Genomic DNA, 14,739 nt, shown 5'->3' with positions numbered 1-14,739 from the left:
GCTGACCGCATGATGGGCGCGATCGTCCTTTCGCACCGCTGGCTCGGGATCGCGTTCTGCCTCCTGTTCGCGACGTGGTTCGCGAGCGGGATCGTGATGCATTTCGTTCCGTTTCCGTCGCTGACGGAAGCGGAGCGTTTTGCCGGGCTCGCGCCGGTGGGGCGCGGAGAGGCGACCATGGCGGTTGCCGATGCCGTCGCCGCCAGCGGCATCACGGACGCGACGCGCGTTCGCCTGATCCGGCGCAACTACGGGCCGGTCTATGTCGTGTCGGGTCCGTCGCGTTTGCGGGCGGTCAACGCGTCAGATGGCGCGGACGCATCGGTGGAGTTTCCCGATGTCGCGCTTGCTGTGGCACAAGACCATGCTCGCCGACGTGGGCTCGATGCCGCGAACGCCACGATCGTCGCGCGTGCGGATTACGATCAATGGAGCGTGCCGAACGGTTTTGATCGCCATCGGCCCCTGTTCCGCATAGCCCTCGACGATGCGGCGGGAACGGAAATCTATGTTTCGTCGCGCACCGGCGAGGTCGTGCTGGATACGACGCGCAGCGAGCGGGGATGGAATTGGGTCGGCAGCGTGCTGCACTGGATCTATCCGACGGTTCTCCGGAGCAACTGGGCGCTGTGGGACCAGGTCGTCTCGACGCTGTCGCTGGTGGCCTTGATCGCGGCGGTGCTGGGGGCAGTGCTGGGAATCATCAAGATCAGGATACGAGGACGCCGGATGTCGTCGCCCTATCGCGGCTGGCACGCCCTGCATCACGTCATCGGGCTCGTTTCGACTGTTTTCGTGCTGACCTGGATTTTCAGCGGCTGGCTCTCGATGGATCACGGCCGGCTGTTCTCGCACGGGCAATTGACCCCAGCGGAGTCTCGCATCACGAATGCCCTGCCGGATTGGCGCATGGCTGCATCCCTCGATCAGCGGCCGTTGTCGGCCGCGGCCCGGGAGATCGAATGGTTTGCCTTCGACGGCGGTGTCATTCGGCGCGATCGGACCGGCCTCGACAGCCAGACCTTGGCCAAGGCGGGCGAGCTGGCCTCGGCTCGGCAAGCGGCGTTCCTGACTGAGCAGGACGTCCTGAGCCTGACGACGCGGATGGCGACTGGCTGCGGCGCCGTGTCGGCTCTTGCCGATAAGGATGACTATCCCGCCCACTCCGTCGTTCCCGACGCGCCCGTCTACCGCTCCCGCTGCGGCAATCTCTGGTTCGACATCGACGGCGCCGACGGCAGCGTGTTGCAGCGGCTGGATGCCTCGCGGCGGGCCTATCGCTGGTTCTACAGCGCGCTGCACACGCTCGATTTCCCTGTTCTCATGGCACGTCCGCGCCTGCGCGATGTCCTGATCGTCGGACTTTGCGCACTCGGCCTGGTGTTCTCCGTCACCGGTGTCGTGATCGGCTGGCGGCGTTTGCGGCTCACATTGGCGGCCTGACTTGCGACTGCAACAATGCCTCGATCTGCCGCGCAGCGCGCAGCAGCGTGCGGTCCTGCCCGCGTCGGGCAATCAGCTGCAGCCCGAAGGGAAGGCCGACCGCATCGCACCCGCAGGGAATGGAAATCGCGGGCAGGCGGGCGTGGTTGACGAAGGGCGTGAACACGGCGTGCCCGCGGGGGCTCGCCGGACTGCCGCCGATCATATCGGGCCCAAGCTGGGTCAACGGCCAGGCGACGCAGGGCACCGTCGGGGCCAGCAGCAGGTCGATGTCGGTGAAGAAGGTCGCAAACGCATGGGCGATCGACGTGCTGGCGACCAGCGCCCGGGCAACATCGCTGCCTGACCAGGCGAGACCGCGTTCGATCTGCCTGGCGATATCAGGATCGAAAGCGGTTGGATCCCTGTGAAAGGCATCGCCGTAGAGCGCGGCAAGGCCGGCGTGCTGAAGCGGCATGATAGCGTCTTCCGTGGCCCCCGGCGGCCAGACGGGATCGCGTTGTACGATAGGCAAGCCCGCGGCGGCGAGATGCGCAACCGTGGAGGCGAGCCCATTTGCGACGATATCGTCGACAGCGACGTCGAGCCCGAGACGCGGCGAGAACGCGATGCGTAGGCTGGAGATGTCACCGGCATCTTGCGCGATGTTCACTGAGTCCGGATCGCGTGGATCGTCGCCGGCCATGGCTTCGAACGCCAAAGCGATATCGCCGACATCAGTGGCGATCGGAGCGATGACGGAGAGGCCGAAGAATGGCTCGGCGAAACCGGGCCCATAGGGGATGGCGCCATAGGACGGCTTGAAGCCGGCGACGCCGACATGCGCAGGCGGCCTGCGGCTGGAGCCTCCGGCATCGGTGCCGATCGCAAGCGGCACAAGGCCGGCTGCAACGGCTGCGGCGGGGCCGCCCGAAGAGCCACCCGGCGTCAGTGCGGGATTTAGCGGATGCCGTGTTGGCCCGAACAGCTGTGAGGTGGTGACGCCCTTGCTGGCGAACTCGGATGTTGCCCCGATGCCGACGACGATCGCGCCGGCGCGGCGCAGCCGCTCGATCGCAATCGCATCCTGCGGCGCGATGAAATCGGAGAACAGGCGCGAGCCCTGCGTCACGCGCCAGCCGCCGACCCAGATATTGTCCTTGACGACGACAGGCACGCCGGCGAGCGCCATCGTCTCGCCGGCGCGCAGGCGTGCATCGACTGCTGCCGCATCAGCGAGGGTGGGCTCGGGATCGATCGTGACGATCGCGTTCAAAGCCTTCGCGGCCTCGATGCGGGCGAGAGCCGCCTTGGCAGTCTCGACCGCGCTGATCCGTCCGGCGCTGACGTCAACCGCGATCTCGCGCGCATTAGTGCCTGGTTTTGTCATGGCCTTCCCAGATCAACGCTATTGTGCCGCAGAGCGCGAGGCACGCCAAGGCGAAGAAGGCCGTGCCGAGGCCAGCCGCACCATCCAGGATCGACACCAGCGCCGGCGCGGCCAACAGGCCTGCATAGGATGCGGTGAGTACCGCACCGGTGGTCTCGCCAATCCGGTCCTGCGGGGCAAGGCGAGCTATCTCGGCGATGAAGACGCCGTTCCACCCCGAAGCCGTCAGGCCGAACAACGTCGCGACGGCGAACTGCCCGCTGCGCCCAAGCGCTGCGCCGTCGAGGCCAAGCAGCGCGGCGCAGGCAGCCATGCCGAAGCCGATGACAACGAGCACCATGCGCGAGGCGTTGAGGCGCATGGCAACGAGGCCCCAGCCGAGCCGGCCGACCAGGCCACCGGCTTGCGCGCAGGCAAGCGCCATCCCGGCCTCGATATGGCTGAGGCCCAGTTCGCGTGTGCCGAGCGTGACGAAGATGGTGTTGAGCGACACCTGCGTCGCACTGAACGGCATCGAGGCCAGCGCCAGCATCGCAATGCGCCGATCCGCGGTGACGAGCGCCAGCCGCGCGCGCAGATCGAGCTTTGGCGGCGGGACGACCTCGCCGGCATAGGCGGGCCGCAGCCACTCGAACAACCCGATCGCGAGCAGCGCGCAGGCGCCAACCACTGCATAACACCAGGCAGGTCCCAGCGCGATCGCGACCGCCGGCAGGACCAGCGACCCGCAGACCGCGCCGATCTGGTTACCAGTCTGACGCACCGAGAAGACGAAGGCGCGCCGCTCCGCCGTCACGAGCCGGGCCAGCAGCGCTGCGCTGGCCGGCGTCTCGGGTCCGAAAGCGAGGCCGAGGCAGAGGCCGGCGGCGAGCAAGGCAGCCGTTGAGCCGAACGAAGCCAGCGTCATGCTAACCACGATGGCTGTCGCACAGAGGCTTGCGATTCGGAGCGAGCCCAGGCGGGCAATAAAACCACCGCCCCAGAACGAGGCTGGGATGCCGACGGCGAACACCGCGCATGAGAACATCGAGAGCTGCCAGACCTCGATATGGGCGCGAGGGGCAACCACACCCGGCGCGAACAACGCCAGCGCCACCAGGGCCTGGAGCCAGGTCATCGCGCCGAGCGCCGGCAGCAGCGCAGGCGCTGGCCGAACGGCCAGGTTTGCGTCTACCATGGTGCTGCGCTTACGGGAGGAACATGGTGGCAGGCGGTATTTCCATTCACGCGGTCGATGTGGCGAGCGGCCGGCCCGCGCAGGGCCTGCGCATCGAGATCTGGCGGATCAATCCAGACCCCTTGCGCATCGCTGACGGCCGGCTCGGCGCCAATGGGGTGCTCGATCATCCCATCGCGCAAGGGGCCGGCGTGGTGGTAGGCGAATATGAGGTCCTGTTTCATCTCGGCGCGTTCTTTGGCGACGGCGACGGCTTCCTGACCGTGACGCCTTTCCGCTTCCGCATCCACAATGTCGACGAGCATTTTCACCTGCCGCTGAAATTCACGCGCTGGGGCTATTCGCTATTCCGCGGCGCCTGATCAGTTCGTCAGTCGCCGAGAAAGGCCCGTCACGCGTTCCATGACCGCAACCAGCACAACCGTGGCAATGATCAGCACGCTCGACAATGCGGCGATGGTGACGTCGAGTTTGCCTTCGAGATCCTGCCACATCCGGATCGGCAGCATGTCGGTTGCGGCGTCGCGCAGGAACAGCGAAACCGGCACGTTGTCAAAGGACGACATGAAGGCGATAAAGGCGCCTGCGATGATGCCCGGCCTGATCAAGGGCAGCACGATACGGCGGAACGTATAGAGGCGGCTTGCGCCCAGCACGGCCGAGCTTTCGAGCAGGGTTGGCTCGAGTTGGGCGAGGGCCGCGACCGTATTGCGCACGACATAGGGCACGCAGACCACGGTGTGGCCGATCACCAGCGTCAGCGGCGACACCGGCAGGCCGACCAGCGAGAACAGCATCAGGGCTGCCAGCCCGAAGGCCAGCGCCGGCAGGACCAGCGGCGACATGAACAGGGAATCGAGCAGTCGCGCCGACAGTGTCCGGGATCGCGAGATCGCAAGCGCAGCCGCGACGCCGAGCACGATCGACAGGCCCGTCGCCCACAGCGCGACGATCAGGCTGTTCTTGGCCGCGAAGTGCAACTGCCAGGCATCCCAAAGCTCCGCGTACCAGCGCAGCGAATAGCCGGGCGGCGGAAATCTCAACGAGAAGCCGCTGGTGAAGGAAACGATCAGCACGACCAGCGACGGCGCGATGATGATGACCAGCGCGATGATCGCGATGACGGTCATCACGAATTCGAAGCTGATCGCCTCCCAGGTCCGTTTGCGTCCGCTCATCACGCCCCGCCGTAGCCGCGCGACATGCGGCCGAGTGTCGTGAAGACGGAGACCACCGCGAGCACGGCGAGCAGAAAGATGATCGAGATTGCGGAAGCGAATGGCCAGTTCTGAAGCGTAGACGCCTGCTGGTAGAGGTACATCGGCATGAACAGCATCTGTCCGCCGCCGATCAGCGACTGGGTGATGAAGGCGGTGATCGCAGCGGCATAGGTCAGCGTGCAGCCGGCGATCACACCCGGCAGTGATAGCGGCAGCACGATCCTGAAGAAAGTGCGCCAGCTCCCGGCGCCGAGCGAACAGGAGGCGTCGTCGAGATTGGGATCGATCCTGCCGAGCGCGGTGATCAGAGGCAGCGTCATCAGCGGCATCTGGACCTGCGCCAGCGCGATCACCACGCCGAACTGGGTATAGAGCAGTTTGAGGGGCGTATCGATGATGCCAAGCGATTGCAGTGTCGCGTTGATGATACCCTGGCGGCCCAGGATGACGATCCAGGCGAAGGTGCGGACCACGACGCTGGTCAGGAGCGGCAGCAGCACGATCAGGATGATAATGGTCTGAAGCCGCGGCCCGACCCGCTGGTGGAGCCAGGCGATCGGAAAGCCAAGCAGAAGGCAGACGGCGGTCACTTCAGCGCCCAACAGCAGCGTGGAGCCGAGAACGCTGAGGCTGAAGGGGTCGGTCAGAAAGTGAAGATACTGGCCGAGCCCCCAATGGAGCGCGGCTGTGTCGTTGTGCAGCGAGAGCCAGAGGAGTTGCAGCAGCGGCGCCACGAAGAAGACCAGGAAGAACAGCGCCAGCGGCGCTGCCAATCCCATTCCGTGGGAGGTGACGTCCCGTGATGCCGGTGCTGCGCCCATGACTCAAATCTTGATCTCGCGGTTGAAGCGCTCGATCCAGGCCGAGCGTTGCTCGTTGATCTTCTTCCAGTCCTGGAACACGAACTTCTGTTTCAACTCGGCCGTGTCCTTGGCAAGCACGCGCGCGATCTCGCCGCCCATCGCCACCTTGGAATTGGTCGGCACGATCAAATAGGGCGGATTCATCAGCGCTGTCTGCACCTCCGGGCTGAGCGACGCCTCGATCAGCTTGAAGGCGAGTTCGCGGTTCGGCGAATTCTTGACGATATGAATCGTGGTCTTGAAGGCGATCGCGCCTTCCTTCGGCGCCACGAATTCGACCGGCACGCCGCGGGCTTTCAGGATCTGGATGGCGTTGAAATTGCCGGGCGAGATATCGATCTGGCCCTGCTGGAACAGGGTGGCGAGCGCGCCGGGATTGGCGGCAACCGCGGCGAGATTGGGCTTCAGCTCTTCGAGCGCCTTGAAGGCGGGATCGACATTGGCCTCCGAGCCGCCCCGCATCTTGGCGATTTCGACCAGCCAGCCGGTACCGAGCGTCGAGTTGAGGTTGGTGATGCCGACGCGGCCCTTGAACTCCGGCTTCCAGAGATCGGCCCAGGAGGTCGGCGGCGTCTTGATCGCTTCCGGATTGTAGGTGAGGCCGACGACCTGGAAGAACGGGGCGGGGCCCATCGGCTCCTGCGCTTCCGAGATCAGGTCCTTGTAATAGGCGCTCTTCTCGACCGGATAGGGTTCTGCGAGATCCTGGCCAATCGCGACGAGCGCCGGACCGGGATCGTGCAGCATGACGTCGATCGGCGGATTGGCCTTGGCCGCATTGACCTTCGCGATTTGATCGACCGACAGCATCGGATCGAGCACGATCGCCGCGTCCGCGTTGGCTTTGCGGAACGCCGGCACCAGCACGGCCTTGTGCGCTTCCTCCCAGCTTCCGGTGAAGGTTGCAAACACCAGCGGGCGGGCCTGGGCGTAACTCAAGCCCGGAAACGCCTTCATGGCGCCGAGGGTGAGTGCGGTCGTCATCAGGCTTCGGCGGTTGAGGATCATGTCGAACTCCCTGTGGGCAAAGACTAAAATCTAAAGCGTTGCGGGAAAGGCGTTGGCGAGCGAAGGCGCGAGCAGAGCGAGGCGCACCGCAGCACCGTTTTCCAACGCGCGCGTCTCGCCGACGCGCGCCTGGGAAACCTTGACGCCGGAGCCGTCGGCGGTCGTCACTTCGTGCACGACAGTGGCCCCCAGCGGTAGCGACATGCCGACCACGCCGGCAAAGCCGGTCTCGTCGCCGACGAATTGCAGATGCTCGGGGCGGATGCACACGGTGACGCGACGGCCTTCGGCAAGCGCGCCACCGGCAGGCCTTGCGATGATCTCTGTGCCGGCATCGAGACGTATTTTTGCGGCGGTGCGGTCCGCCGACACCACGACACCGGGCATGCGGTTGCTGGAACCAACAAAAGTATTCACGAACAGGGTCTGCGGACGGTCGTAGACGTCAGATGGCGTTCCGAACTGTTCGAGCTTGCCATGGCCCAGCACCGCGACGCGGTCGGCCATCGACAACGCCTCTTCCTGATCGTGCGTCACGATCAGCGTGGTGATGCCGGAGACGCGCTGCAGCCGCTTGATCTCGATCTGCATGTCGAGCCGCAAGTTCTTGTCCAGCGCCGCAAAGGGCTCGTCGAGCAGCAGGATCGACGGCTTGATTGCGAGCGCGCGGGCGAGCGCGACACGCTGCTGCTGGCCACCGGAGAGCTGCCGCGGTAGCCGCTCCGCCATCGCGGGCAACTGCACGAGTTCGAGCAGCCGCTGCGCCTCGCGCTGGCGCGACGCCTTGTCGACGCCGCGGGCGGCGAGGCCATATCCGACGTTCTCGCTGATCGATAAATGCGGGAACAACGCGTAGTTCTGGAACACGATGCCGACCGCGCGCCTGTTTGGCGGCAGCGCATCGACGATGTCGTCGCCGATGATGATCCGCCCCTGCGTCTGCGCGATGAAGCCGGCGATGATCCGCAGCAGGGTGGTCTTGCCGCAGCCGGAGGGGCCGAGCAAGGCAATGATCTCGCCGCCCTTGATATCGAGATTGATGTTCTCGACGGCGAGCGCGCCGCTCGGATAGCGATGGGTGACGGCATCGACGACGAGCGAGCGTCCGCCTTGCGCTTCAGCCATAATGTTGCCTCCCGTTTTCCTCGGAAAGAAAGCAATTCTCGTGCCCCAGTCTGCCGTCAGCCGTGCGGCTGAGAGCCGATCGTATCCCTCGCATCTCTGATCGAACCCTTCTCACGAGTTGTCGCGATGCTCGAGCCGGGCGGCGAGCACCTCGGCAAGGCCAATGGTGGGCTTGGCAGCTGGCCTTCGGAATGTTCCGGCCGTGGCCTTGCGCAGGCGCAGCGCAACCAGCGCCTCGGCCTGCTTCACTGAGGCGACCACCTGATCCACCACAGGGACCGGGACTCGGTGGGCGACGCGCTCGGCGAGGCCCGAAAGCGGGGCGCCCGCGAAGATCAGAACGTCGGCCTCGTCCTCGACGATCGCACGCTGCGCAAGCTCGACGAGCACATCCTCCTTTTCGGTGCCGACCTCGGAGATCGCTTGAAATGGCGTATCGAGCATGCGGATACCGGCGCAGCGCTCGCGCAGCCCGTGGTCGCGGACGCATTCCTCGTACCAGGGGCCCAGGGCTTGCGCGAAAGTGACGATGGCGAAACGGCGCCCGGCCATGCAGGCCGTCAGCATCGCCGCTTCAGCCATGCCGATGACGGGAATGTCGAAGGTTTCGCGCGCGGCGAACAGGCCGGGATCGCCGAAGGCGGCGATGATCGCGGCGTCGACGTTGTCGTGTTGTTCCGCCAGCATCTCCAGCGCGATGGCGCCGCCGATCTGCGCTTCGGTGCGCGTCGAGATATAGGGCACGCCGCGGGTTGCAGTGCAGGGGATGAGCTCCGTGCCTGATGACGCCGCGCGCTGCCCGACATCGATCATCAATTGCGTGACAGCGGTGCTGGTGTTGGGGTTGAGCAGCAGCAGCTTCATGGTCACGCCGCCGTCTGCTTGGGTTTGGATGCCGCGAGGACTTCGAGCAGCGCGGTGCCGGTCTGACGAACGTGGGCACCGAGCAGGCGTCCCGCGGCCTCGCTGTCGCGCGCCTCGAGGGCGGCGAGGATGCCGGCGTGCTCGTCGACCGAATTGCTCCAGCGGCGGTCGGCACCCAGCGCCAGATAGCGCGCGCGTTCGGCGCGGGAGATCAGCGTCTCGTGCGCCTCGCGCAGCGGGGCGTTGCGGGCCATGCGGACGATGGTGTTGTGAATCTCGCCATTGATGGCGAAGTAGTCGTCGAGCATGCCGTCGCGGTGATGAGCTTCCATACGCGTCTGAAGCGTGCGGAGGCGGGCGAGATCGCGCTTGGTTGCGCGCCCCGCTGCAAGCTCTGCGGCGAGCCGCTCGATGCCGGCCAGCGCTTCGAACAATTCCGAGATGCCGTCAACCGCGATGCCGGCGATGCGCGGGCTGCGATGCGGTCGCAGCTCGATCAAGCCTTCGGCCGCGAGCAGCTTCATCGCCTCGCGCAGCGGCGTGCGCGACACACCAAGCTCCTTCGACAGCCTGGTCTCCTGGGTCTGTGAGCCCGGAGGCAGTTCGCCGCGAATGATCATCGTCCGCATCCGCGCGGCGGCGCGCTCGTGCAAACCCATCCGCTTGAGTTTGGGCGACCTACGTCCCTTCGGCGTTTCCGACTTCTGCTGCACGCGTGCCTCATTGCTTCAACTCACCTTAGCCGTTTCCAGTGCTTTGACTTGCCCAAAATACCGACGCATCTCGCTGAAAACGATGGCACAACGCGCAAATTGTATGCAGCATGCAAAAACCGGATTGCGCTGCCGCGAAGAGCAACGGATGATCTTGCACGACGCGCGAGATCTCGCGCCCTTCGAAACGGAGTAAGCGATGCGGACGGGTTTGCGACTGGGCCTCGTGGCGATGGCGGCAATGCTTGGTGGAAGCGATCTCGCCTCCGCGCAAACTGCGAAGATCAAGCTCGGTTACGCCAAATGCGCGCATTGCCTGCCGATGTCGCTGGTCGCCGGCATGGCGAAGGGCATCGAGGTCGAGGCCACCGGCTTCAACTCGGGCAATGACGTTCTCACCGCGCTGATCTCGAAGAGCATCGACGTCGCGCAGGTCACCTACCTCCATTACATCACCGCGCTCGACAAAGGTTTCGACGTCGTCGCCGTGTCCGGTCAGATCAACGGCGGCTCGGAATGCTTGTCCTCGTCGAAGTTGGACCTGCCGCCCGATGACTGGACTGCGTTCAAGGCGATCGTTGCCAAGGGGAAGATTGACGGTCAGCCGTTGAAGGTCGCGGCGTCCCGCGGCAATGCGCAGGACATCCACATGCGCGGCGCGTTCCTCAAGCAGGGCGTCGATCCCAACAAGGACATCCAGTTCATCAATATTCCCAATCCGTCCGACCATCTCGCGGCCTTACAGCGCGGCGAGGTCGACATGATCTGCTCGGTCGAGCCGTTCGCCTCGCAGATCAGGCTCGCCGGTGCCGGCAAGCATTTCGTGCTGCCCTATGACCAGGCCGCCGGAAATCTGACCAACCTGATCGTCACTCGTTCTGACGTGATCGCGAGCCAGCGCGCCGGCGTTCAGGGTGTCGTCACCGCCGTGGTCGAGCTCGACAACAAGCTGATCGCCGACAAGGGCCCGTGGGTCGAGGTCATCAACAGGCTCACCGGCCTCGACAAGGCGGTGGCGACCGAGGCGCTGAAGAATGCTTCGCCGGATCCCGCGATCCATCGCTCGCAGACGCTCGCGATCGCCGCGATGATGCGCGACCTCAAATACATCTCCAAGGACGTCTCCGCGGAAGCGGAGAAGAACATGGACTATTCGTTCCTGGAGCAGGCCACGGGAAAGGCCAAGAATGACCTCGGTTACTGACACGGCGCCAGCCAAGCCGGCGTTTCGGCTGACGCGGGCGTTCCAGGGGCTGGAACGGGTTATCGTCCCCGCACTGCTGATCGCCGGCTGGGAAGCCTTCGCGCGCAGCGGCATGCTGCCGCCGGCGCTGCTGCCGGCGCCGAGCGCGGTGCTGCATGCGCTCGGCGACTGGGTGTTCGGCTTCGACGAGACCACGCAGACCTATTCCGGGCACTGGACGCGCGATGCGCTCGCCAGCGCTCTTCGCGTGTTCGGCGGCTTCGCGCTGGCAAGCCTGCTCGGCATCCTCGCCGGGGTCGCGATCGGCTGGTCGCGCCTGTTCGAGAAGACGCTGGAGCCGACGCTGCAGATGTTACGTCCGATCCCGCCGGTGTCCTGGATACCGCTGGCGATCATCTGGTTCGGCATTGCCGACAAGCCGGCGATCTTCCTCGTTTTCCTCGGCGCCTTCTTCCCCGTGCTGATGAACAGCATTCACGGCGTCAAGACCGTGGACCACAACTTCGTGCGGGCCGGCGCAATGATGGGCGCCAACCAACGCCAGATGCTGACCGATATCGTGCTGCCGGCGGCGCTGCCCTCGATCTTCGCGGGCCTGCGCATCGCGGTCGGATCGGCCTGGATGCTGACGGTCACGGCCGAGATGGTCGCGGTGAAGAGCGGCCTCGGCTACGTCTTGTGGGATTCCTACTATTTCCTGCGCTACGACATCGTGCTCGCGGCAATGATCTCGATCGGGCTGCTCGGCTATCTCTCCGACCTCGGCCTCAAGGCGATCATGGCGCGCACGCTGCGCTGGCAGCAGGCGACCACCGTGCAGGGCAGGACTGGCTGATGGCGGCAATCGAGCTTCGCAACATCGTCAAGGTGTTTTCCGACAAGCGGCGCGGCCGCGACCTGCTCACGCTGGACAACATCGATCTCGACATCGAGGCCAACGACTTCGTCTGCCTGCTCGGCCCGTCCGGCTGCGGCAAGTCGACCTTGCTCAACATCATCGCCGGCTTCGAGCAGGCGACCTCCGGGCGAACGCTGGTCGACGGCAAGCAGGTGGAGCGGCCCGGCTCCGACCGCGGCGTGGTGTTCCAGCAGCCGACCCTGATGCCGTGGCTGACGGCGATCGACAACATCGCCTTCCACCTCAAGCTCAAGGGAATAGCAAAGGCCGAGCGGAACGACCGAGCGATGGAGTTCATCGATCTCGTCGGCCTGCGCGGCTTCGAGCATCATCATCCCTCCGAAATGTCCGGCGGCATGAACCAGCGCGTCGGGATCGCCCGGGCGCTGCTGATGAACCCGAGCGTCATTTTGATGGACGAGCCGTTCGCGGCGCTGGATGCCCAGACCAAGCTCGAAATGCAGGAGGAGCTGGTTGCGATCTGGCAGAAGCGCCGCTGCACCATCGTGTTCGTCACCCATAGCGTCGACGAGGCGCTGGTGCTCGGCAACAAGATCGTGGTGATGACGAAGCGGCCAGGCCGGATCCGCGAGGCCGTCAATTTCGACCTGCCACGTCCCCGCGACAGTACCAGCCCCGAATTCAATGATGCAAAGCGTCACATCCTGGCCCTGATCCGGGAAGAGTCGACGCGCCTTGCGCAGGCGTCTTAGCCATGGAGCCCGCAATAGCCCCGCGCATCTGTGATCTTCTGGTGAAGGGCGGACTGGTCGTCACGCTGGACGGAACCGATCGCATCTTGGCAGGCGGGGCGGTTGCCGTCGAAGGCGGCCGCATTGTCGACGTTGGCGAGGGCGATGAGGTTCCGATACGCTGGTCGCCTGTGCGTACGATTGATGCGCGCGATCGGCTGGTGATGCCGGGGCTGGTCAACGTTCACAACCATACGCCCTTGATGATTACCCGCGGAATGATCGAGGATCTCGGCTTCGCGCCGATGTTCACGGCCGGAATTCCGCAAGGACATCGTTTGAGCGAGGGCGAGGCCACAGCGCTATCGCGGCTCGGGGTCTACGAGATGCTGCGGACAGGCTCGACGACGATCGTCGATTTCTACCGTTATCCCGAGGCGCTTGCCAAGGCTCATTCCGAGCTTGGCTCGCGTGCGGTGATCGCCGGCCGGATCCACGATGCCGATCCGGAAGCCCTGACCCAGAAGCGCTACGACTATTCGGCCGCGATCGGTGCGGCGAGCGTCGCCGAAAATATTGCGCTGGTCGAGCGCTGGCAGGGCCATGACAACGGCCGGATCAGGTGCGATTTTGCCCCGCATGCGCCGGACACTTGCTCGGACGATCTGCTGCGTGACGTCGCCGATCTCGTGCGACAATACGGCGGAAATGTTCACACCCACGTCTGTCAAAGCCCGATCGAAGTGTCTCAAACCCGGGCCCGCAGTGGCCGGTCTCCGGTCGAGGTGCTCGATGCGGCCGGTCTGCTCGACCAGCGCCTGATTGCGGCGCATTGCATCCACGTGACGGCCGATGACGAAGCCGCGCTCGGCGCGGCGAAGGCGACCATGGCCTATACGCCGATCGGCAATGCCAAGACCGGCCGCATTGCACCGGCGGCATCCATCGCGAGCCACGGCGCCCGGATGGCGCTGTGCACCGATACGTTTTCGGGCGACATGTTTGAGGCGATGCGTTGGGCGGTCGCCATGCAGCGGATACGTGGCGAAAAGGACGGCTTGAACGCGCGTGCGGCTCTTCGGTGGGCGACGCAGGGCGGAGCCGAAGCGCTCGGGCTGGGCGATGAGATCGGGTCGATCGCAGTGGGCAAGAAGGCGGATCTGGTCTTGCTCGATCTGTCCGAGCCGACGCTCGCGCCCGTCATCGACGGCTTCGGCGCTCTGGTGTGGTCTGGTAACGGCAATAATGTGAAGACTGTCGTTGTTGATGGCCGTATCGTGATCGAAGAGGGGCTTTTGCTGAGTGCCGACGGCGCGGAGCTGGTGCGCGAGGCGCAGAAGGTTGCGGAGGCGCTATGGGCCAGACACAATGTCACCCCAGTCAGGCAGCGCCATTCGAGGCCCGCAATAGGATGACCGGCGTGCGCAAGCGGCTCGGCATGATCACGCCGTCCTCCAATTCCGTGCTGGAGCCCGTGACGAGTGCAATGCTGCACGGCGCGGCTGGCATCACCGCGCATTTTTCGCGCTTCCGCGTCACCGAGATCGCGCTCGACGCCGCGGCGCTGAGCCAGTTCGACGCCTCGGTGATGCTCCCGGCGGCGGACCTGCTCGCCGATGCCAAGGTCGATGCCATTGCCTGGAACGGCACCTCCGCGAGCTGGCTCGGCATCGATCGGGACCGGAATCTTTGCGAGGCGATCACCGCGCGCACCGGCGTGCCGGCGACGACCTCGACGCTCGCCTGCATGGACGCCACCCGCGCGCTTCGCGCCAGACGCGTCGCACTTGTCTCGCCTTATACCGACGATGTGCAGCGGCGCATCGCCGATGTCTGGGCCGAGGAGGGGATCGTCCCGCATGCGGAGCGGCACCTCGGCTTGCGCGACAATTTCTCCTTCGGCGAGGTCGCGCCCGCGACGATTGCCGACATGATCCGTGCGGTGTCGGCAGAGGGTGCCGACGCCGTCGTCATCCTCTGCACCAATCTCGACGGCGCCGCGCTGGCCGCCTCGCTCGAACGCGAGCTGGATATCGCCGTGCTCGATTCCGTTGCGGTCACGTTATGGCGAACCCTCTGTCTCGCCGGCGGCGACATCACGGCCCTTGCGGCGTGGGGGCGGATATTCCAGACAATGCCAGCCATCAAGTGACGGAGACTCCT

General features: G+C 65.3%; 16 protein-coding genes. 8 read left to right on the top strand and 8 right to left on the bottom strand.

Features of this window, described 5'->3' with window-relative positions:
- Window positions 1-9 precede the first annotated feature (9 nt).
- Complete coding sequence (locus K3F49_RS11845; RefSeq protein ID WP_234681094.1) at window positions 10-1,443, top strand: PepSY-associated TM helix domain-containing protein; 1,434 nt, start codon at window positions 10-12, stop codon at window positions 1,441-1,443.
- On the opposite strand, the gene K3F49_RS11840 is transcribed toward K3F49_RS11845, so the two are convergent.
- Both K3F49_RS11840 and K3F49_RS11835 read right to left on the bottom strand, forming a co-directional pair.
- Window positions 1,427-2,812: an amidase gene (locus tag K3F49_RS11840; RefSeq protein WP_234681093.1), complete on the bottom strand. Its 1,386-nt coding sequence runs from the start codon at window positions 2,810-2,812 to the stop codon at window positions 1,427-1,429. The genes K3F49_RS11845 and K3F49_RS11840 overlap by 17 nt on opposite strands.
- Window positions 2,793-3,989 (bottom strand): MFS transporter, encoded by a 1,197-nt coding sequence (locus tag K3F49_RS11835; protein WP_234681092.1) that lies wholly within the window; start codon window positions 3,987-3,989, stop codon window positions 2,793-2,795. Before K3F49_RS11835 ends, K3F49_RS11840 begins: the two co-directional genes overlap by 20 nt.
- A gap of 26 nt (window positions 3,990-4,015) precedes the next feature.
- On the opposite strand from K3F49_RS11835, the gene K3F49_RS11830 reads away from it, so the two are divergent.
- Window positions 4,016-4,351, top strand: a complete 336-nt coding sequence (locus tag K3F49_RS11830; protein ID WP_234681091.1) for a hydroxyisourate hydrolase — start codon at window positions 4,016-4,018, stop codon at window positions 4,349-4,351.
- Here the strand turns inward: K3F49_RS11830 and K3F49_RS11825 are convergent, their stop codons facing one another.
- From K3F49_RS11825 to K3F49_RS11800, 6 genes are all read right to left on the bottom strand, one after another.
- Window positions 4,352-5,167, bottom strand: coding sequence for an ABC transporter permease (locus tag K3F49_RS11825; protein ID WP_234681090.1), 816 nt, complete (start codon window positions 5,165-5,167; stop codon window positions 4,352-4,354).
- The gene (locus tag K3F49_RS11820; protein ID WP_234681089.1) at window positions 5,167-6,030 is read right to left on the bottom strand and encodes an ABC transporter permease; all 864 of its coding nucleotides are present in this window, start codon (window positions 6,028-6,030) and stop codon (window positions 5,167-5,169) included. The genes K3F49_RS11825 and K3F49_RS11820 overlap by 1 nt, the downstream gene beginning before the upstream one ends.
- A 3-nt stretch (window positions 6,031-6,033) precedes the next feature.
- Window positions 6,034-7,080: an ABC transporter substrate-binding protein gene (locus K3F49_RS11815; protein ID WP_234681088.1), complete on the bottom strand. Its 1,047-nt coding sequence runs from the start codon at window positions 7,078-7,080 to the stop codon at window positions 6,034-6,036.
- Window positions 7,081-7,110: 30 nt separating this feature from the next.
- On the bottom strand, window positions 7,111-8,205 hold the full coding sequence (locus K3F49_RS11810; RefSeq protein ID WP_234681087.1) for an ABC transporter ATP-binding protein: 1,095 nt from the start codon (window positions 8,203-8,205) through the stop codon (window positions 7,111-7,113).
- A gap of 111 nt (window positions 8,206-8,316) precedes the next feature.
- On the bottom strand, window positions 8,317-9,069 hold the full coding sequence (locus K3F49_RS11805) for an aspartate/glutamate racemase family protein (protein ID WP_234681429.1): 753 nt from the start codon (window positions 9,067-9,069) through the stop codon (window positions 8,317-8,319).
- A gap of 2 nt (window positions 9,070-9,071) precedes the next feature.
- On the bottom strand, window positions 9,072-9,782 hold the full coding sequence (locus K3F49_RS11800) for a GntR family transcriptional regulator (protein WP_452100902.1): 711 nt from the start codon (window positions 9,780-9,782) through the stop codon (window positions 9,072-9,074).
- Here K3F49_RS11800 and K3F49_RS11795 point away from each other — a divergent pair.
- Genes K3F49_RS11795 through K3F49_RS11770 form a run of 6 tightly spaced genes read left to right on the top strand, consistent with a single transcriptional unit; the run spans window position 9,682 to window position 14,728 of the window.
- The gene (locus K3F49_RS11795; protein ID WP_234681085.1) at window positions 9,682-9,978 is read left to right on the top strand and encodes a hypothetical protein; all 297 of its coding nucleotides are present in this window, start codon (window positions 9,682-9,684) and stop codon (window positions 9,976-9,978) included. The two genes, K3F49_RS11800 and K3F49_RS11795, sit on opposite strands and share 101 nt — an antisense overlap.
- A 3-nt stretch (window positions 9,979-9,981) precedes the next feature.
- The gene (locus K3F49_RS11790; protein WP_234681084.1) at window positions 9,982-10,986 is read left to right on the top strand and encodes an ABC transporter substrate-binding protein; all 1,005 of its coding nucleotides are present in this window, start codon (window positions 9,982-9,984) and stop codon (window positions 10,984-10,986) included.
- A complete protein-coding gene (locus tag K3F49_RS11785) occupies window positions 10,970-11,821 on the top strand; it encodes an ABC transporter permease (protein ID WP_234681083.1) in 852 nt (283 codons plus the stop codon). The genes K3F49_RS11790 and K3F49_RS11785 overlap by 17 nt, the downstream gene beginning before the upstream one ends.
- A complete protein-coding gene (locus K3F49_RS11780) occupies window positions 11,821-12,597 on the top strand; it encodes an ABC transporter ATP-binding protein (protein WP_234681082.1) in 777 nt (258 codons plus the stop codon). Before K3F49_RS11785 ends, K3F49_RS11780 begins: the two co-directional genes overlap by 1 nt.
- A gap of 2 nt (window positions 12,598-12,599) precedes the next feature.
- On the top strand, window positions 12,600-13,991 hold the full coding sequence (locus K3F49_RS11775) for an amidohydrolase family protein (protein ID WP_234681081.1): 1,392 nt from the start codon (window positions 12,600-12,602) through the stop codon (window positions 13,989-13,991).
- Complete coding sequence (locus K3F49_RS11770) at window positions 13,988-14,728, top strand: maleate cis-trans isomerase family protein (RefSeq protein WP_234681080.1); 741 nt, start codon at window positions 13,988-13,990, stop codon at window positions 14,726-14,728. Before K3F49_RS11775 ends, K3F49_RS11770 begins: the two co-directional genes overlap by 4 nt.
- Window positions 14,729-14,739 lie beyond the last annotated feature (11 nt).

The sequence above is a fragment of the Bradyrhizobium monzae genome, assembly GCF_021458635.1.
Lineage (GTDB): Bacteria > Pseudomonadota > Alphaproteobacteria > Rhizobiales > Xanthobacteraceae > Bradyrhizobium.
The sequence above is the reverse complement of the archived record's forward strand: the minus strand, read 5'-3'. Positions and strand labels throughout refer to the sequence as shown.